This window comes from Limnohabitans sp. 2KL-17, assembly GCF_003063415.1.
Classification (GTDB): domain Bacteria; phylum Pseudomonadota; class Gammaproteobacteria; order Burkholderiales; family Burkholderiaceae_C; genus Limnohabitans_A.
In genome coordinates, this window is record NZ_NESK01000016.1 from 40,492 (window position 1) to 57,451 (window position 16,960).

Below are 16,960 nucleotides of genomic sequence, written 5' to 3' on the forward strand. Positions count from 1 at the left end.
GATGAGTGGGCTTAAACGCGCAGGATGCGCTCGCCTCGCCCGATACCGCATGCACCCGTGCGCACGGTCTCCAAAATAGCGCTGCGGTCGATCGCCTCCAGAAAGGCGTCGTTCTTGGTCTGGTCACCGGTCAGCTCAATGGTGTAGCTCTTGTCGGTGACATCGATCACACGGCCACGAAATATATCGGCCATGCGTTTCATTTCTTCGCGCTCCTTGCCCACGGCACGTACCTTGACGAGCATCAACTCGCGTTCGGTATAAGAGCCTTCGGTCAGGTCCACAACCTTCACCACCTCAATCAGGCGATTCAGGTGCTTGGTGATCTGCTCGATCACATCGTCAGAACCAGCCGTCTGGATGGTCATGCGCGAAAGACTGGGGTCTTCAGTGGGGGCAACAGTCAGGGACTCGATGTTGTAGCCACGGGCAGAAAACAGCCCCACCACGCGGGACAAAGCCCCCGCTTCGTTTTCAATCAGTACAGCAATGATGTGTTTCATGATTACAAATCCTCCACACCCATGAGCATTTCGGTAATGCCCTTGCCAGCCTGCACCATGGGGAACACGTTTTCGGTGGGGTCCGTGCGGAAATCCATGAACACCGTACGGTCCTTGAGCCTGCGCGCTTCGCGCAACGCAGGTTCAACATCTTCTGGCCGCTCAATGAGCATGCCCACGTGCCCATAAGCTTCAGCCAGTTTCACAAAATCAGGCAGCGCATCCATATAGCTGTGGCTGTAACGCCCCGAATACTCGATCTCCTGCCATTGGCGAACCATGCCCAGATAGCGGTTGTTCAAAGCCACGATCTTGATGGGCGTGTTGTACTGCAGGCAGGTTGACAGTTCCTGAATGCACATCTGTACCGAACCCTCGCCCGTCACGCAAAAAACTTCACTGTCCGGCTTGGCCAGTTTGATGCCCATGGCGTAGGGGATGCCCACGCCCATGGTGCCCAGCCCGCCAGAGTTGATCCAGCGGCGTGGTTCGTTGAACTTGTAGTACTGGGCCGCCCACATCTGGTGCTGGCCGACATCGGAAGTGATGTAAGCATCCACATCCTTGGTCATGTCCCACAAGGTCTCAATGACCTTTTGCGGTTTGATGACCTCAGAATTGCTGTTGTCATACTTCATGCAATCGCGGCTGCGCCAGCCTTCGATGGTCTCCCACCATTGCCCCAAGGCCTGCGGATCAGGCTTGAGGCCAGATTCACGGATCATGCCCATCAGTTCGGTCAAAACGTCTTTCACGTCGCCGACGATCGGCACATCCACCTTGACGCGCTTGGAAATGCTCGACGGATCGATGTCGATGTGAATGATTTTGCGGTCTACCGAAGCAAAGTGCTTGGGGTTGCCTATCACCCGATCATCGAAACGGGCGCCGACTGCAAGCAACACATCGCAGTTTTGCATGGCATTGTTGGCCTCTAGCGTGCCGTGCATACCCAACATGCCGAGAAAACGGCGGTCGGTGGCGGGGAAAGCACCCAAGCCCATCAAGGTGTTCGTGACGGGCACATTGAGCATGTCCACCAAAGCGCGCAATTCAGGACTGGCGTTGCTTAGCAGGACGCCGCCGCCCGTGTAGATGTAAGGGCGTTTGGCCGACATCAACAGTTGCAAAGCCTTGCGGATCTGGCCGCCATGGCCTTTACGCACGGGGTTGTAAGAACGCATTGAAATCGAATCGGGATAGCCCGAAAAAAGCGCCTTGTTGAATGACACATCTTTGGGCACATCCACGACCACAGGGCCGGGGCGGCCGCTGCGAGCAATGTGAAAGGCCTTTTTCATGATGTCAGCCATGTCTTTGGCGTCTTTGACCAGAAAATTGTGCTTGACGATAGGACGTGTGATGCCCACCGTGTCGCATTCCTGAAATGCATCCAAGCCGATGGCGGCAGTAGGAACTTGCCCACTGATGATCACCATGGGGATGCTGTCCATGTAAGCGGTGGCAATGCCGGTGACCGCGTTGGTCAGGCCTGGCCCCGAAGTGACCAGTGCCACACCCACTTCCCCCGTTGCCCGGGCAAAGCCATCGGCAGCGTGTACCGCTGCTTGCTCGTGCCGCACCAGCACGTGCTGAATGGTGTCTTGCTTGTAAAAAGCGTCATAAATGTGAAGCACCGCACCGCCGGGGTAACCCCAAACGTACTGTACGTTTTCGGCCTGAAGAGCCTTGACGAGAATTTCTGCGCCACGCAATTCCTGAGCCCCAGCGGAACCCGTTGCCTTTTCGGCTTTGTTCATTTCCATACATTCAACCTTTGTGAATTTCTCTAACGAAAAACCTTGGGTGCCCCTGGGCTCGACTCTTTTGAAGTGGCTTTGGGACTTAAGACCACAGACATGGGCACCAAACTGTAAAAGTGCCGGACGGTGATCCGTTTGCTTTTTTTCAATTGCAATCTTTCATTATCGCATTTTGAAAGGCACTTCCAAAAATCAAGTCCGGGCATTTTGCTGGTGCCATAATCCAATCCCCACAGACTCAATACGACTGGCTGGAAAGTGCGCCCCCCTTTTTCAACATCATCAAAAGCATCGTTGACGCGATCGCTGAAAAAAGTTGGCATCTGACTCTGAACTCTCGGAATTTCTGAAAAACATGGAAAAAAAGGCGTTTAAACGCGCCTACTACCATGTCAGAAATGAGGATGCGGCCCTGGATATTCTGCAAGACAGCATGATCAAGCTGTGTACCAACTACGCAGACAAACCTGTAGCTGAACTTCCATTGCTGTTTCAGCGCATCCTTTCCAACACCATGCTGGACTGGTTTAGACGACAAAAAACCAAAAACGCTCTATTTACCAACCTGAGCGATTTCGGTTCTGGCAATGACGATGGCGAGTTTGACCTGCTGGAAGTGGCTGGCAACGCTGCGGACAAGTCGAGCTCAGAAAGTGCAGAGGAATGGGTGGGCCGCCTTCAGACCCTTGAGCAAATCGAAACAGCTGTTATGGCTTTGCCTGCGCGTCAACGAGAAGCCTTCCTGCTGCGTTACTGGGAAGAGCTGGATGTTGCAGAGACAGCTGCAGTGATGGGCTGCTCAGAAGGCAGCGTCAAAACCCATTGTTCTCGGGCCATTCAAGCCTTGAGCAAAAACTTGGGAACACAAGGAATCAGACCATGAAGAACACCAATCCAACCATTTCTCAAGATATCGATCGCCAAGGTCAGTATTTTTCGCATCAATTGACACTGGCCACCTCGGACTTATCCCACGACATTTCCGAACGACTGCGGGTCGCGCGCCAACTGGCATTGGCCCAACGCAAGCCCATGGTGTTGTCACGACTGTCCCAAATAGCCCAGTTAAACAGCAACAGCACACTGACCGGCCCCGCTGATGACGGCCTGAATTTATTGAATATCCTGGCATCGTCGCTGCCCATATTGGCTCTGGTTTTCGGTTTGATGGCAATCCAGTGGGTCCAACAAGACAGCATCATCTCTGAAATCGCTGCAACCGATTCGGCCTTGCTCACCGACGAATTGCCGCCGGATGCCTACACCGACGCAGGTTTTTCGCAGTTTTTGAAGCTGGGTCTCAGCGCCAACACCAAGGACAATTAAAAAATGGCAATCCGCTGTCAATCCTGTTCAACCGTGGCCCTGAAAATGGCCTGCGGATGGCTACTGACGGTCTTATTAGCCTCCATTGGTGCCCAAACACTCCCGCCCGAAGCCTCCAAGCATGCACAGACCGTCGTCAGCACCTCTGATGGTCAATCGGTACCGCCGTCGAAAGCATGGCAGCAACTGACCCCCAAACAAAAACAAGCCTTGGCCCCACTCGGTGCCCAATGGGGCGCCCTGACGTCGCAGCAGCAAAACAAATGGTTGGCAATTTCCACAAATTTCACCCAACTACCTGTGTCCGACCAAGTCACGATGCACGCCCGAATGGCTAACTGGGTGAGCCTGAGTCCGCAGCAGCGAAATCTGGCGCGATTGAACTTCAATAAGCTGCAAAATCTGCCAAAAGAAGATAAAAAAGCCAAATGGGAGGCTTATCAAGCCCTTTCCACAGAGGAAAGACGTTTGCTTACCGCTGGATCCGCCCCCCTTACCAACAGTGCAGCCCCCACGGCAAAGCCTCTGGATGCTCATCGTCAAGTCCAGACGCCATCTCGGCCTGCCTCTGGTCAGCAGAACTTGCCCACATCCATTGATCGCAAAACCCTTTTGCCTCGCCCGCCTGCCTTGGCTACCCCAACACTCACGCCGCCAACCCCGACGCAACCGGGATCCCCGGACACAGCACGTCAAGCCACAGAAACCGCTCCTTCATGACGACAACAGGCAAGGGCATTTCAGCCTCCCCGGATCTCTGCGCCCCCTCATTGAATCGCCGCATGGCTTGCTGGCTTTACGAAGGGATGCTCCTGTTCGGGGTGATGGTTTCATCCGGACTGGCCTATTTCATAGCCGCTTATTGGCTGACAGGCTTGGCGCCCGGCGACATGAATATCCATCCACAACTGAAGTCTGGCCTGCAAGCCATCAGTTTTTTTGTGCTGGGCTTGTATTTCACCTGGATGTGGCACCGCGGACAAACACTGGCCATGAAAACCTGGCGCATCGGCATCGTGGACAAAGAGGGGCGCCCCATCAGTCGCAAGATCGCATTCAAGCGCTACGTGGCCAGCTGGCTGTGGTTTATCCCTCCTTTCGCGGCCTCTGCGGCGCTGCACCCGTCAGCCATTGAGCTCTCCATGCTGACCCTGGGCTGGGTGGCCGTTTGGGCCCTGCTCAGTCGCCTCCATCCGCAAAAGCAGTTTTTGCATGATGTTTTGGCCGGAACACGGCTGATTTCAATGCGCTGACCCCCCACCCGATCGCGCCAACATGCAAAACCAGCCCCAACAAGAACCCCCGGAAGTCAACCCGCAAAAATCGCGCAAAGGCCTGGACCGCATCCTGCATGCGGGCGGGTACTCCATCGAAGGCCTGCGCGCGGGCTGGCACGAAACTGCCTTTCGCCAAGAGGCCATCCTGGCAACTTTTCTGGTGCCATTGTCATTTTGGCTGGGTCAGAACTGGGTTGAAACCGCCTTGCTGGCCGGTTCGGTCTTGATGGTCATGGTCGTCGAACTGCTCAACACCTCTGTGGAATCGGCCATCGACCGCATCGGCCCCGAGTGGCACGACTTGTCCAAGCGTGCCAAGGACATGGGCAGTGCTGCTGTGCTGCTCAGTTTGCTGCTGTGCGCCGGAATTTGGCTAAGCGCCGTCTGGCATCGATTCGCCTGATGGACATGCGCTCAGAAAAATCTGCCCCAGCGTTTTCGATCTGCGTCTACTGCGGCTCCAAACCCGGCAACAAGCCAGAATTTGCCCAACTTGCCCTGCAGGTTGGCACCTGGATCGGCTCACACGGTGGCCAGCTGGTTTATGGCGGTGGTCGCAATGGCCTGATGGGTCTGGTGGCCGAAGCCACCATGGCAGCCGGAGGCACGGTGGTGGGCATCATCCCCAAAGCCCTGGTTGAAAAAGAATGGGCAAACCATGGCTGCACTGAACTGCATGTGGTGGACACCATGCATGAACGCAAGCAAATGATGGCCGAAAAAGCCGATGCGTTTTTGGCCTTACCCGGGGGCATCGGCACCTTTGAAGAGTTGTTCGAAGTCTGGACCTGGCGCCAACTGGGTTATCACGACAAGCCTGTCGGCATCCTCAACAGCCAAGGCTACTACGATGGCCTGATGGCTTTCATTGGCCAAGTGGTTCAAGCAGGGTTCATGGCCGATTGGCAAACCGAACTGGTCGTTGTAGGTGACGAACCGGAACCTCTATTGCAGCGCTTGGTGGAAACAGCGGGCTTTGCACCGGCCGCCAAGGTGGATTTGCTCTGACTGGCACCCACAGGGTGCGGTTTGGCCAGTCAAGGCCAAACCAATGGACAGTACTTAAATGGCGGTTTCGTCCTGTTCGCCAGTCCGGATGCGCACCACGCGCTCGACCGAAGTCACAAAAATCTTGCCGTCACCGATCTTGCCTGTGCGGGCTGCCTTGACGATGGCGTCCACACAACTGTCCACATCCTCGTTCTTGACCACGACCTCCACCTTTACTTTCGGCAAAAAATCGACCACGTACTCGGCACCTCGGTACAGCTCGGTGTGGCCCTTTTGACGGCCAAAGCCCTTGACTTCGGTCACCGTGAGACCCGTCACGCCGCATTCAGCCAGACCTTCACGAACTTCTTCCAGTTTGAAAGGCTTGATGACGGCGGTGATCTGTTTCATGGCTTAAATCCTCAAAAGATGATGGCGCGCCAAATTCAGGCGCGAAATTTGTTGGTCATAGGATAACGCCAATCCTTGCCAAAACTGCGGTGGGTCACGCGAATGCCCACTGGGGATTGCCGGCGTTTGTACTCGTTGAGCTTGATCTGACGGGTCACCTTCTCCACATCGGCCCGCTCAAAGCCGTCAGCGATCAAGGCTTCGACGCCTTCGTCGTTTTCCATGTAGCGGGCAATGATCGCGTCCAGCACCTCGTATTCAGGCAAGCTGTCCTGGTCTTTCTGGTCGGGTCGCAACTCGGCACTGGGAGGTCGGGTGATGATGCGTTCGGGAATCGGCTGCTTGCCCGTGCCATAAGGGTCATTCAGATTGCGCCAGCGTGTCAAATCAAAAACCCGGGTTTTGACCACATCTTTGATGACCGCGAAACCGCCCGCCATGTCACCATACAGCGTGCAATAGCCGGTGGCCATTTCGCTCTTATTGCCCGTTGTCAAAACAATGGCGCCGGTCTTGTTGGACAGCGCCATCAGCAGCGTGCCGCGAATGCGGGCCTGGATGTTCTCTTCGGTCGCGTCCTCTTTCAGGCCGGCAAACTGGCTTGACAAGGCTTGCCTGAAGCCATCGAACAGCGGGGCGATGGCGATTTCGTCGTAGCGGACATTCAAACGTTTGACCATGTCCCGCGAATCGATCCAACTGATGTCGGCCGTATAGGGCGATGGCATCATCACCGCGTGGATTTTGTCGGCGCCGATCGCGTCCACCGCGATGGCCAGCACCAAGGCAGAGTCAATGCCGCCCGACAAACCCAAAATGGCCTGCTTGAAGCCGTTTTTACCCAAATAATCGCGCACCCCCAGTACCAAAGCGTCCCACAACTCGGCATCGGCAGTGGCCAAAGGCACCAAGGCATCGCCCGCAGCGGTCAAATCCACGCCACTCGGGCCGCTCTGAGCCTGCACACTGAGGCGTGCTTCGCGAAAACCTTCTGCCCTGGCCACCACTTGCCCTTGGGAGCTCAAGGCAAAAGACCGGCCTTCAAAAATCACCTCGTCTTGCCCACCCACCAAGTGCGCGTAAATCAGCGGCAACCCGCAGTCGGCCACGCGCTCGCGCATGCGCTGTTCACGCTCAGCGCCTTTGCCCGCATGGAAAGGCGAGGCATTCAGCACCGCCAGCAACTGCGCCCCAGCGTCGCGCACAAGACGGGCAGGCTCTTCAAACCAGGCATCTTCACAAATCAGCAAGCCAACCTGGACACCTTCGACCTCGAAGACACCCACGCCTTCGCCGGGTGTGAAGTAGCGGCGCTCGTCAAACACCTGGTAATTGGGCAGCTCACGTTTGTCGTAATGGGCCACCACCTGCCCTTCGCACAACACCGAAGCACGGTTGTGGCGACGGGTCACCGCCACACTGCGGGTGCGCAGGCCACCACCTTCGGGGTGCCCCACCACCACGTGCAAGCCTTTTAACCCAGCCAGTTCTCGGGCCACTGTTTTCAAGGCATCATCACAGGCGTCAATGAAGGCAGGGCGCAGCAACAAGTCTTCGGCCGCATAGCCGCAAATGGACAACTCTGGCGTGATCACCAGGCGCGCACCCTCGGCATAGGCCTGAGCGGCGGCATCGATGATTTTGCGGGCATTGCCCGGCATGTCGCCGACGACGAAATTGAGCTGGGCCACACAAATTTGGAGAGTCATACAGGTGCAAGAAAATGTGAGCGTTGATTATGTCACCCGGGTGCTGGATGACCTGAGTGCCATCGAGCCCAAAGCCTGGGACGATCTGCTCGCGAGGCAGGATGCGCCATCCCCCTTCATGCAGCATGCCTATTTGTCGGCCATGCAGACCAGCGGATCGGCTGCGCCCGAGACCGGATGGACCTTGCAGGTGGTCAGCTTGTGGCGGGGCACCCCCGAGGGCCCGACTCTGGCGGCAGCCTGCCCCTTGTACATCAAGACCAATTCACGCGGCGAATACGTGTTTGACCACGCCTGGGCCGATGCCTATGAGCGCCATGGTCTGGCCTATTACCCCAAGGCCCTGGTGGCCTCGCCCTTCACCCCAGTGCCCGGCAGCCGCTTGCTGGCCGAATCTCACGCGGCACGGCAAGCCCTGCTGGAAAATTTGCTGGCGCTTTGCCAGACGGAAGAAATTCCCTCTCTGCACATTCTGTTTGCCAGTCCGCAAGACCTGCAAGCCTGCGAACAGGCGGGCCTACAGCAGCGCAGCCAGGTGCAGTTCCACTGGCAAAACCAGGGATGGCGCGACTTCGATGATTTTTTGGGCAGCCTGACCCAGGAAAAACGCAAAAAAATCCGCCAAGAGCGCCGCAAGGTGCACGAAGCAGGCGTCACGTTTCGCGCCGTTCGAGGCACCGACATGACCGACGAAGACTGGGCCCTGCTGTTGCGCTGCTACCAGCAAACCTATTGGGAACACGGCAACGCGCCCTACCTGACGCCGGCGTTTTTTAACGCCATGCGCATGGGCATGCCGGGCAACTGGTTGCTCTTTGTGGCCGAACGCGAGGGCCAGCCCATCGCCATCAGCCTGATCGGCTTGCACCTTGACGCCCAAGGCCAGCCCGAAGTGGCTTATGGCCGTTACTGGGGGGCGCTTGAACGGGTGGATTGCCTGCACTTTGAAGCCTGCTACTACCAGCCGATTGAATGGTGCATTCAACATGGCCTGAAACGTTTTGAAGGTGGCGCGCAGGGCGAGCACAAAATGGCCCGGGCTTTGCTGCCCACACCCACGCACAGTGCCCATTGGCTGGCACACCCGGCTTTTTCAGAAGCCGTGGCCCGGTTTCTTGAGCGTGAAAAGGCAGGTGTTGACAACTACCTTGAAGCGCTGCACCAGCACTCCCCCTTGAAAACCCCTCACACATCAGCGCCCTGAACAAAAACGCCTGTCTGGCGCAAACCAGGCAGGCGTGTCGTTGCCTCAAAAACCCTGTCAGTGGGCGCTGTTGCTTTGCAAATGTCTTGGCATTTGCGTCGGGCTGGTCTGTGCGACCTGCCCGGGAAGTCAGGCCTTGGCTTCGTTGTATTTGGCGATGCCGTCCAGAATTTCCTTGTGCGCAGCGTCCTTGCCCTCCCAACCCACAATCTTGACCCATTTGCCGGGCTCAAGGTCTTTGTAGTGCTCAAAAAAGTGGGCGATCTGCGACAGGCGCAACTTGTTCATGTCTTCAGGTTTTTGCCAGTGGGTGTAGATCGGCAGGATCTTGTCGATCGGCACAGCCAGCACTTTGCCGTCTTGCCCGCCCTCGTCTTCCATCAGCAAGATGCCAATGGCGCGGCAGGGTACAACGACCCCTGGAATCAATGGGAACGGCGTGATCACCAGCACATCCACAGGGTCGCCATCGCCGGCGATGGTTTTGGGCACATACCCGTAGTTGGTGGGGTAATGCATGGCGGTGCCCATGAATCGGTCGACAAAAATGGCACCGGTTTCCTTGTCCACTTCGTACTTGATCGGGTCGGCATTCATCGGGATCTCAATGATCACGTTGAAGGATTCGGGCACTTTCTTGCCTGGGGTGACGTTGTCGAGGGACATCTTTCGGGTCTCTTTGTAAAAAGTTAAGAAAATCGCAAATTGCTAGGGATTAACCCCGATTTTACTTTCACAGGCCTTGCGCATGGCCCGGCTCTGCCCCTTTAATGAACGGTTGGCCAATCGTTCTCCGGTTTCGGCGGTCGAGGAAGCAACGCCGTGGAGGTGCCTCCAGCGCGTTGCACCTCTGTTCAGCGACAACCATCGAGGAGTTCAACGATGACAGGAAATTCTGCGCTTATTCTGGCGCTCGTCTGTGGTCTGATTGCCGTGGCTTACGGCATTTGGGCCCGAGGGTGGATCCTTTCCCAAGATGCCGGCAATGCCCGGATGCAGGAAATCTCAGCCGCCATCCAGGCAGGTGCCGCCGCTTATTTGGCCCGCCAGTACAAAACCATCGCCATCGTCGGCGTGGTACTGACCATTCTCATGGGGCTTTTTCTGGATGGCATCACTGCCGTCGGTTTTGTGATTGGCGCCGTCCTATCGGGCGCTTGCGGTTTCATCGGCATGAACGTGTCTGTGCGGGCCAACGTGCGCACCGCGCAAGCTGCAACAAAGGGCATTGGCCCGGCGCTGGATGTGGCCTTTAGGGGTGGCGCCATCACCGGCATGCTGGTGGTCGGACTGGGCCTTTTGGGAGTCTCCGGTTTTTACTGGTTTTTGGTGGGCAATGGCAATCTGACACCCGACAAAAATCTCGCTACCTTGCTCAACCCCTTGATTGGTTTTGCTTTTGGCTCGTCACTGATATCGATCTTTGCGCGTCTGGGCGGCGGCATTTTCACCAAAGGTGCCGACGTGGGTGCCGACCTGGTGGGCAAGGTAGAGGCAGGCATCCCTGAAGACGACCCGCGCAACCCTGCCGTGATCGCCGACAACGTGGGCGACAACGTGGGCGACTGCGCCGGCATGGCGGCCGACTTGTTCGAGACCTATGCCGTGACCCTGATCGCCACCATGGTGCTGGGCGCCCTGCTGATCTCGGCGGCTCCGGGCCAAGCCGTGCTGTACCCGCTGGCTCTGGGCGCGGTGTCCATCATTGCCTCCATCATTGGCTGTTTCTTTGTCAAAGCCTCGCCCGGCATGACCAACGTCATGCCCGCACTTTACAAAGGCCTGGCCATCGCGGGCGCGCTCTCACTGGTCGCGTTTTACTTTGTCACCACTTGGCTCATGCCCGACAACGCCCTGGGCGGAACGGGCGCACAAATGAAGCTGTTTGGTGCCTGCGCCGTCGGTCTGGTGCTCACCGCTGCCCTGGTCTGGATCACCGAGTTCTACACCGGCACGCAGTACGCCCCGGTGCAGCACATCGCCCAAGCCTCCACCACCGGTCATGGCACCAACATCATTGCCGGCCTGGGCGTGTCCATGCGCTCCACCGCCTGGCCCGTGATGTTCGTGTGCCTGGCCATCTGGACAGCGTATGCACTGGCAGGTTTGTACGGGATCGCTGTGGCGGCCACGTCCATGCTGTCCATGGCAGGCATTGTGGTGGCCTTGGACGCCTATGGCCCCATCACCGACAACGCCGGCGGCATTGCCGAAATGGCCGAACTGCCCAGCAGTGTGCGCGCCATCACCGACCCACTGGACGCGGTGGGCAACACCACCAAGGCCGTGACCAAGGGCTATGCCATCGGTTCGGCCGGCCTGGCCTCTCTGGTGCTGTTTGCCGACTACACCCACAAGCTGGAGTCGTATGGCAAAGCCATCAGCTTTGACCTGTCCGACCCGCTGGTGATCATCGGCCTGTTCATTGGCGGCCTGATTCCTTACCTGTTCGGCGCCATGGCCATGGAAGCCGTGGGCCGCGCTGCAGGCAGCGTGGTGGTCGAGGTGCGTCGCCAGTTCAAGGAGATCCCCGGCATCATGGAAGGCACCGCCAAGCCCGAATACGGCAAGGCTGTGGACATGCTGACCAGCGCCGCCATCAAGGAAATGATCATCCCGAGCTTGCTGCCGGTCGTCGTCCCTGTATTGGTCGGCTTGATTCTCGGCCCCAAGGCGCTGGGCGGTTTGCTGATGGGCACCATCATCACCGGCTTGTTTGTGGCCATCTCGATGTGTACCGGTGGCGGTGCTTGGGACAACGCCAAAAAGTACATCGAAGACGGCCACCACGGTGGCAAAGGCTCCGAGGCGCACAAAGCGGCTGTGACCGGTGACACCGTGGGAGACCCCTACAAGGACACTGCAGGCCCGGCCATCAACCCGCTGATCAAGATCATCAACATCGTGGCGCTTTTGATCGTTCCGCTGGTGATGAAGTTTCACGGGGGATAAACCGAACCAACCCTTCTAAGGCCCGCAACTGCGGGCCTTTTTCGTGGTGCTTGGCCAATTTGGGATGCATGACACCAACCCATGTCCCATGGGTGATTTTCAAAATGTGCCACAGGTTCACAATGGCGCCATGCAACAGAATTTCATCGCCAACCTCTCCGTTCCCGCCCTGGCTGGGCAAACCATTGATGTGCTTGACCCTTCAGATGGTCAGGTGTTTGATCAGATTCCTCGCAGCCAAGCTGCCGACATCGACCAGGCCGTTCAAGCCGCCCGCGCCGCCTTCAATGGCCCTTGGGGCAAGCTCAGCGCCATGGAACGTGGGCGTCTCTTGATGAAGTTGTCGCAAAAAGTGGGGGAGCACGCAGCTGAACTGGCAGCACTGGAACAACGCGACTGCGGCAAACCCACCAAGCAGGCGGCTGCAGACTCGGTCGCGCTGGCGCGGTATTTCGAGTTTTATGCCGGCTCATGCGACAAACTGCACGGCGAAACCCTGCCCTACCAAAACGGCTACAGCGTGCTGACCTGGCGTGAGCCGCACGGCGTGACGGGCCATGTAATTCCCTGGAACTACCCGATGCAGATTTTCGGGCGCAGCGTGGGGGGTGCCTTGGCTGCAGGCAATGCCTGCGTGGTCAAACCGGCCGAGGACGCTTGCCTTTCACTGATCCGGGTGGCACAACTGGCCGCCGAAGTGGGCTTTCCGCCCGGGGCCATCAACATCGTCACCGGTTATGGCCACGAAGTGGGCGATGCGCTGGCGCGGCACCCCGGCATTGACCACATCAGCTTCACGGGTAGCCCACGTGTGGGCACCCTGATCCAGCAAGTGGCGGCCGAGCGACATTGCCCCGTCACACTGGAGTTGGGGGGCAAAAGCCCGCAGATCATTTTTGAAGACGCCGATCTGGACGCCGCCATTCCAGTGGTGGTCAACGCCATCGTGCAGAACTCGGGCCAGACCTGCAGCGCAGGTTCGCGCGTGCTGATCCAGCAGGCCATTTACGAGCCGCTTTTGAAGCGTCTGGGCGAGGCGTTCAGCCGCCTGCAAGCCGGCTCGGCCAGCATGAACCTGGATCTGGGTCCGCTGATTCGCGCCAGCCAGCTCGAGCGCGTCAGCGGTTTTCTGGACCAAGCCAAAGCCGATGGCATCGCCACTGTCGCGCAGGGCCAGATTGCCAAGGGCGTGCCTGCGGGTGGCTTTTACCAGGCCCCCACCTTGCTGCGCGATGTGCCCGTGATGCACCGCCTGGCACAAGAAGAAGTGTTTGGTCCGGTCCTGTCGGCCATGGCCTTCAAAGACGAAGACCATGCGGTCGAGTTGGCCAACGCCACCGAGTTTGGCTTGGTGGCAGGGATCTGGACACGCGATGGCGGACGCCAATTCCGCATGGCCAAACGGGTGCGCAGCGGCCAGGTGTTCATCAACAACTACGGCGCAGGCGGCGGCGTGGAGTTGCCATTTGGCGGCGTCAAATCTTCCGGCTACGGACGTGAAAAAGGCTTTGAAGCCCTGCTGGGCTTCACCACCCTCAAAACCGTGGCCATTGCCCACGGTTGAAACTGTCAAATCGGCCACCTGGCTTGCAGCCTTCAAACTTGACCCTGCTGCGCCAGAGGCGTGATGGCTCGGGCACAATCGATCCCCATGTCTGAACGCGTCATTCCGCTGGTTGACCAGCGCCATCCAAGCCTTCCCTTGCCTTCGACGGCCCAGGGGCAAGACCTGAGCGCATTGCCGTTGGATGGCCTGCACCGCCCGCTCACCGATTTGCGCATCAGCGTGACCGACCGGTGCAACTTCCGATGCAGCTACTGCATGCCCAAGGAGGTCTTTGACAAGGACTACGCCTACCTGCCCCACAGCCACTTGCTGAGCTTTGAGGAAATCACCCGCACTGCCCGTGTCTTCGTGGGCCGCGGGGTGCGCAAGATACGCCTGACCGGGGGCGAGCCGCTGCTGCGCAAAAACATTGAGATCCTCATCGAACAACTGGCCGCCCTGCGCACGCCGGACGGCCAGCCGCTCGATTTGACGCTGACCACCAATGGCTCGCTACTGGCCCGCAAGGCCCAGAGCCTGAAAGATGCTGGCCTGCAACGCATCACGGTAAGCCTGGACGGGCTGGACGATGCTGTATTCCGGCAAATGAACGATGTGGACTTTCCCGTCGCGGATGTGCTGGCCGGCATCGAAGCGGCCCGAGCAGTGGGCCTGGGACCGATCAAGGTCAACATGGTGGTCAAGCGCGGCACCAACGAACATGAAATATTGCCCATGGCCCGGCATTTCCGGGGCACCGGCATCGTGCTGCGCTTCATCGAATACATGGACGTGGGTGCCACCAACGGCTGGTGCATGGACGAGGTCATGCCCAGCGCCGAGGTGATCCGCCTGTTGCAAAACGAGTTGCCGCTGGTGCAACTCACCCCTTCCGCCCCGGGTGAAACGGCCGAGCGGTGGGGCTACGCCAATGCCCAGGGGATGCATGACCCGGCTTTGGGCGAAGTCGGCGTGATCAGCAGCGTGACCCAAGCCTTTTGCGGCGACTGCAACCGGGCCCGTCTGTCTACCGAAGGGCGCCTGTACCTTTGCCTGTTTGCCAGCCAGGGCTACGACTTGCGACAGCTGTTGCGCGACCCCAGCCAAACCGACACCACGCTGGCCGCCACCGTGGACGCCATCTGGCGGGGACGAACCGACCAATACTCGGTGCTGCGCAGCCTGCGCGGCCCGGACACCCCCAGTGGCCCTGGCCGCCGGGTGGAAATGAGCTACATCGGAGGCTGAACGCCATGAACATCAACGCAGTAGGGATCACCGGTTTGATTTTGGCGGGTGGGCGTGGTTCCCGCATGGGTGGCGTCGACAAAGGCCTGCAAAATTTTCGCGGCCTGCCTCTGGCGCTGCAAACCCTGATGCGCCTGCAATTGCAAAGCCTGCCGCTGCAAGAAGTGCTGATCAACGCCAACCGCAACCTGTCCGCCTACGAAGCGCTAGGCGCGCCCGTCTGGCCCGACAGCATCGATGGCTTTGCCGGACCGCTGGCCGGCTTTCTCACGGGCCTTGAACGCTGCGAAACGCCCTTGCTGATGACGGTGCCATGCGACACCCCCCTGTTTCCACTCGACCTGGTGCAGCGTCTGTACGAAGCCATGAGCGCGCAAGACGCCGACATGGCCATGGCCGCAGCACCCGAAGCCGATGGTGCGGTGCGCCCGCAACCCGTGTTTTGTCTGCTCAAAATCGACTTGCTCGAAAGCCTGGTGAAGTTCACACAAACCGGAGGCCGAAAGATCGATGCCTGGACCAGCCAGCACCGCTGCGTCATCGTGCCCTTTGACCAGCCCGGCGACAGCGCCCATGCTTTCGCCAACGCCAATACGCTGACCGAACTTCAGCAACTCGAAGCGCTCTGATTCCCGCTGCCCCTCTCTTGACCTCCCCTTGCCAATCTCTGGCAGCTCAGACCATGACCACGCCCATGTCTCCAAAGCTTTCCCTTGACGAGATCGCCGAGCGCCTGCAAGGCTACGACCCGCAGGCTTTGTCGGCCCAACTTGTGAACGACTTTCTGGCCCAACTGGTTCAGCCGGTGCGCGAGCACGAAATCGTGCCCCTGATGCAGGCTCATGGCCGCATCCTGGCGCAAGACGTGGTCTCGCCCATCAGCGTGCCAGCGCACGACAACTCGGCCATGGACGGCTATGCACTGCGCGGCTCTGACCTGCTGGCCAATGAACCCACCACGCTGAAATCAGTGGGGACAGCTTTTGCGGGTGCAGCTTGGCAGGGCCATGTACAAAGCGGCGAATGTGTGCGCATCATGACCGGAGCCATCATGCCTGCCGGGCTGGACACCGTAGCCCCCCAAGAGCTTGTCCAGGTGAATGGCGAAACCTTGCAGATACCCCCTGGCTTGCTGAAGACCGGTGACAACCGACGTCTGTTGGGCGAAGACCTGATGGCCGGCCAGCCCGCCTTGCAGGGCGGCACCCGCCTGAGCCCTGCAGCCTGCGGCCTGCTGGCCAGCCTGGGGCTGCCCACCGTGCCGGTCTGGCGCCGTCCGAAAGTGGCCTATTTTTCGACCGGTGACGAAATTTTGAGTCTGGGAGAAGCCCCTCGTGAGGGCGCCGTGTACGACAGCAACCGCTACACCGTGGCCGGCATGGTGCAAGCCCTGGGTTGCGAGCTGATCGACATGGGCGTTGTGCGCGACGAACCAGCAGCCCTGGAACAAGCCTTCAAAGAGGCCGCCGCGCAGGCCGACGCCATCATCACCAGCGGTGGCGTGAGCGTGGGCGAGGCCGATTACACCAAAGCCATGATGAAAAAGCTGGGTGACGTGGCCTTTTGGCGCATCGCCATGCGACCCGGCCGGCCCATGGCCGTGGGACGCATTCGCCAAGGTGATCGCTCAGCGGTGCTGTTTGGTTTGCCAGGCAACCCTGTGGCCGTGATGGTGACCTTTGCCGCTTTTGTGCGCCCGGCCCTGCAGCAGCTCATGGGCTGGCGAGCGCCTGCCCTGCCGATGCTCAAAGCCAAAAGCACTGAAGCCCTGCGCAAAAAACCCGGCCGCACCGAATACCAGCGGGGCATCGTCAGCACCAACGCATTGGGTGAACTGCAAGTCAGCATCACTGGCAACCAGGGTTCCGGCGTGCTCAGCTCGATGGTGCAGGCCAACGGCCTGATCGTGTTGGGCCACGCCCAGGGCAACGTGGCCGTGGGGGACGCGGTGGACGTGATGATGTTTGACGGGCATCTGTGAAACACAAGCCTCTCCAACTTCCACGAAAAAAGCGGCATCAGCCGCTTTTT

18 protein-coding genes are annotated in these 16,960 nt (G+C 58.8%); 12 read left to right on the forward strand and 6 right to left on the reverse strand.

The window, feature by feature from the left end:
- Positions 1-11: 11 nt before the first annotated feature.
- Genes ilvN through B9Z45_RS17385 form a run of 3 tightly spaced genes read right to left on the reverse strand, consistent with a single transcriptional unit; the run spans position 12 to position 2,589 of the window.
- Entirely contained in the window at positions 12-503 is a 492-nt protein-coding gene (gene ilvN / locus B9Z45_RS09490; protein ID WP_108406980.1) for an acetolactate synthase small subunit, read from the reverse strand.
- 2 nt (positions 504-505) lie between these two features.
- A complete protein-coding gene (locus B9Z45_RS09495; RefSeq protein WP_108406981.1) occupies positions 506-2,269 on the reverse strand; it encodes an acetolactate synthase 3 catalytic subunit in 1,764 nt (587 codons plus the stop codon).
- Positions 2,270-2,292: 23 nt separating this feature from the next.
- A complete protein-coding gene (locus B9Z45_RS17385; protein ID WP_108406982.1) occupies positions 2,293-2,589 on the reverse strand; it encodes a hypothetical protein in 297 nt (98 codons plus the stop codon).
- On the opposite strand from B9Z45_RS17385, the gene B9Z45_RS09505 reads away from it, so the two are divergent.
- From B9Z45_RS09505 to B9Z45_RS09530, 6 genes are all read left to right on the forward strand, one after another.
- Entirely contained in the window at positions 2,583-3,149 is a 567-nt protein-coding gene (locus B9Z45_RS09505) for an RNA polymerase sigma factor (RefSeq protein WP_108406983.1), read from the forward strand. The two genes, B9Z45_RS17385 and B9Z45_RS09505, sit on opposite strands and share 7 nt — an antisense overlap.
- Positions 3,146-3,592 (forward strand): DUF3619 family protein, encoded by a 447-nt coding sequence (locus B9Z45_RS09510; RefSeq protein ID WP_108406984.1) that lies wholly within the window; start codon positions 3,146-3,148, stop codon positions 3,590-3,592. The genes B9Z45_RS09505 and B9Z45_RS09510 overlap by 4 nt, the downstream gene beginning before the upstream one ends.
- A gap of 33 nt (positions 3,593-3,625) precedes the next feature.
- The gene (locus B9Z45_RS09515) at positions 3,626-4,312 is read left to right on the forward strand and encodes a DUF3106 domain-containing protein (protein WP_233252148.1); all 687 of its coding nucleotides are present in this window, start codon (positions 3,626-3,628) and stop codon (positions 4,310-4,312) included.
- Between the two features lie 62 nt (positions 4,313-4,374).
- Positions 4,375-4,845 (forward strand): RDD family protein, encoded by a 471-nt coding sequence (locus tag B9Z45_RS09520; protein WP_233252149.1) that lies wholly within the window; start codon positions 4,375-4,377, stop codon positions 4,843-4,845.
- A 22-nt stretch (positions 4,846-4,867) separates the two neighbouring features.
- Positions 4,868-5,272: a diacylglycerol kinase gene (locus B9Z45_RS09525; RefSeq protein WP_108406987.1), complete on the forward strand. Its 405-nt coding sequence runs from the start codon at positions 4,868-4,870 to the stop codon at positions 5,270-5,272.
- Between the two features lie 5 nt (positions 5,273-5,277).
- A complete protein-coding gene (locus B9Z45_RS09530; RefSeq protein ID WP_108407023.1) occupies positions 5,278-5,877 on the forward strand; it encodes a TIGR00730 family Rossman fold protein in 600 nt (199 codons plus the stop codon).
- Between the two features lie 54 nt (positions 5,878-5,931).
- Here B9Z45_RS09530 and B9Z45_RS09535 read toward each other — a convergent pair whose 3' ends face one another.
- A complete protein-coding gene (locus B9Z45_RS09535) occupies positions 5,932-6,270 on the reverse strand; it encodes a P-II family nitrogen regulator (RefSeq protein WP_108406988.1) in 339 nt (112 codons plus the stop codon).
- A 35-nt stretch (positions 6,271-6,305) separates the two neighbouring features.
- A complete protein-coding gene (locus B9Z45_RS09540) occupies positions 6,306-7,979 on the reverse strand; it encodes an NAD+ synthase (RefSeq protein WP_108406989.1) in 1,674 nt (557 codons plus the stop codon).
- Positions 7,980-7,983: 4 nt separating this feature from the next.
- Here B9Z45_RS09540 and B9Z45_RS09545 point away from each other — a divergent pair, with 4 nt between their 5' ends.
- Positions 7,984-9,183: a GNAT family N-acetyltransferase gene (locus B9Z45_RS09545; protein ID WP_233252150.1), complete on the forward strand. Its 1,200-nt coding sequence runs from the start codon at positions 7,984-7,986 to the stop codon at positions 9,181-9,183.
- 129 nt (positions 9,184-9,312) lie between these two features.
- Here the strand turns inward: B9Z45_RS09545 and ppa are convergent, their stop codons facing one another.
- The gene (gene ppa, locus B9Z45_RS09550; RefSeq protein ID WP_108406990.1) at positions 9,313-9,849 is read right to left on the reverse strand and encodes an inorganic diphosphatase; all 537 of its coding nucleotides are present in this window, start codon (positions 9,847-9,849) and stop codon (positions 9,313-9,315) included.
- Between the two features lie 216 nt (positions 9,850-10,065).
- Between ppa and B9Z45_RS09555 the strand changes: the two genes are divergently transcribed.
- The 5 genes from B9Z45_RS09555 (at position 10,066) to glp (ending at position 16,910) form a co-directional block, all read left to right on the forward strand.
- The gene (locus B9Z45_RS09555) at positions 10,066-12,135 is read left to right on the forward strand and encodes a sodium-translocating pyrophosphatase (protein WP_108406991.1); all 2,070 of its coding nucleotides are present in this window, start codon (positions 10,066-10,068) and stop codon (positions 12,133-12,135) included.
- Between the two features lie 130 nt (positions 12,136-12,265).
- Positions 12,266-13,699: an aldehyde dehydrogenase family protein gene (locus B9Z45_RS09560; protein WP_108407025.1), complete on the forward strand. Its 1,434-nt coding sequence runs from the start codon at positions 12,266-12,268 to the stop codon at positions 13,697-13,699.
- An 87-nt stretch (positions 13,700-13,786) separates the two neighbouring features.
- Positions 13,787-14,929 carry a GTP 3',8-cyclase MoaA gene (gene moaA, locus B9Z45_RS09565; RefSeq protein ID WP_108407026.1) on the forward strand — a complete coding sequence of 381 codons (1,143 nt, stop codon included), beginning with the start codon at positions 13,787-13,789 and terminating at the stop codon, positions 14,927-14,929.
- A 5-nt stretch (positions 14,930-14,934) separates the two neighbouring features.
- Positions 14,935-15,558, forward strand: a complete 624-nt coding sequence (mobA, locus tag B9Z45_RS09570) for a molybdenum cofactor guanylyltransferase MobA (RefSeq protein ID WP_108406992.1) — start codon at positions 14,935-14,937, stop codon at positions 15,556-15,558.
- Between the two features lie 53 nt (positions 15,559-15,611).
- On the forward strand, positions 15,612-16,910 hold the full coding sequence (gene glp, locus B9Z45_RS09575; RefSeq protein WP_108406993.1) for a gephyrin-like molybdotransferase Glp: 1,299 nt from the start codon (positions 15,612-15,614) through the stop codon (positions 16,908-16,910).
- Positions 16,911-16,960: the final 50 nt, after the last annotated feature.

Coding starts and splice junctions, on each gene's coding strand:
- ppa (WP_108406990.1), bottom strand. CDS start 9,849: ATGTCCCTCGACAACGTCACCCCAGGCAAGAAAGTGCCCGAATCCTTC.
- B9Z45_RS09535 (WP_108406988.1), bottom strand. CDS start 6,270: ATGAAACAGATCACCGCCGTCATCAAGCCTTTCAAACTGGAAGAAGTT.
- mobA (WP_108406992.1), top strand. CDS start 14,935: ATGAACATCAACGCAGTAGGGATCACCGGTTTGATTTTGGCGGGTGGG.
- B9Z45_RS17385 (WP_108406982.1), bottom strand. CDS start 2,589: ATGCCAACTTTTTTCAGCGATCGCGTCAACGATGCTTTTGATGATGTT.
- B9Z45_RS09510 (WP_108406984.1), top strand. CDS start 3,146: ATGAAGAACACCAATCCAACCATTTCTCAAGATATCGATCGCCAAGGT.
- B9Z45_RS09560 (WP_108407025.1), top strand. CDS start 12,266: ATGCAACAGAATTTCATCGCCAACCTCTCCGTTCCCGCCCTGGCTGGG.
- B9Z45_RS09530 (WP_108407023.1), top strand. CDS start 5,278: ATGCGCTCAGAAAAATCTGCCCCAGCGTTTTCGATCTGCGTCTACTGC.
- ilvN (WP_108406980.1), bottom strand. CDS start 503: ATGAAACACATCATTGCTGTACTGATTGAAAACGAAGCGGGGGCTTTG.
- B9Z45_RS09495 (WP_108406981.1), bottom strand. CDS start 2,269: ATGGAAATGAACAAAGCCGAAAAGGCAACGGGTTCCGCTGGGGCTCAG.
- B9Z45_RS09525 (WP_108406987.1), top strand. CDS start 4,868: ATGCAAAACCAGCCCCAACAAGAACCCCCGGAAGTCAACCCGCAAAAA.
- glp (WP_108406993.1), top strand. CDS start 15,612: ATGACCACGCCCATGTCTCCAAAGCTTTCCCTTGACGAGATCGCCGAG.
- B9Z45_RS09540 (WP_108406989.1), bottom strand. CDS start 7,979: ATGACTCTCCAAATTTGTGTGGCCCAGCTCAATTTCGTCGTCGGCGAC.
- B9Z45_RS09520 (WP_233252149.1), top strand. CDS start 4,375: ATGGCTTGCTGGCTTTACGAAGGGATGCTCCTGTTCGGGGTGATGGTT.
- moaA (WP_108407026.1), top strand. CDS start 13,787: ATGTCTGAACGCGTCATTCCGCTGGTTGACCAGCGCCATCCAAGCCTT.
- B9Z45_RS09555 (WP_108406991.1), top strand. CDS start 10,066: ATGACAGGAAATTCTGCGCTTATTCTGGCGCTCGTCTGTGGTCTGATT.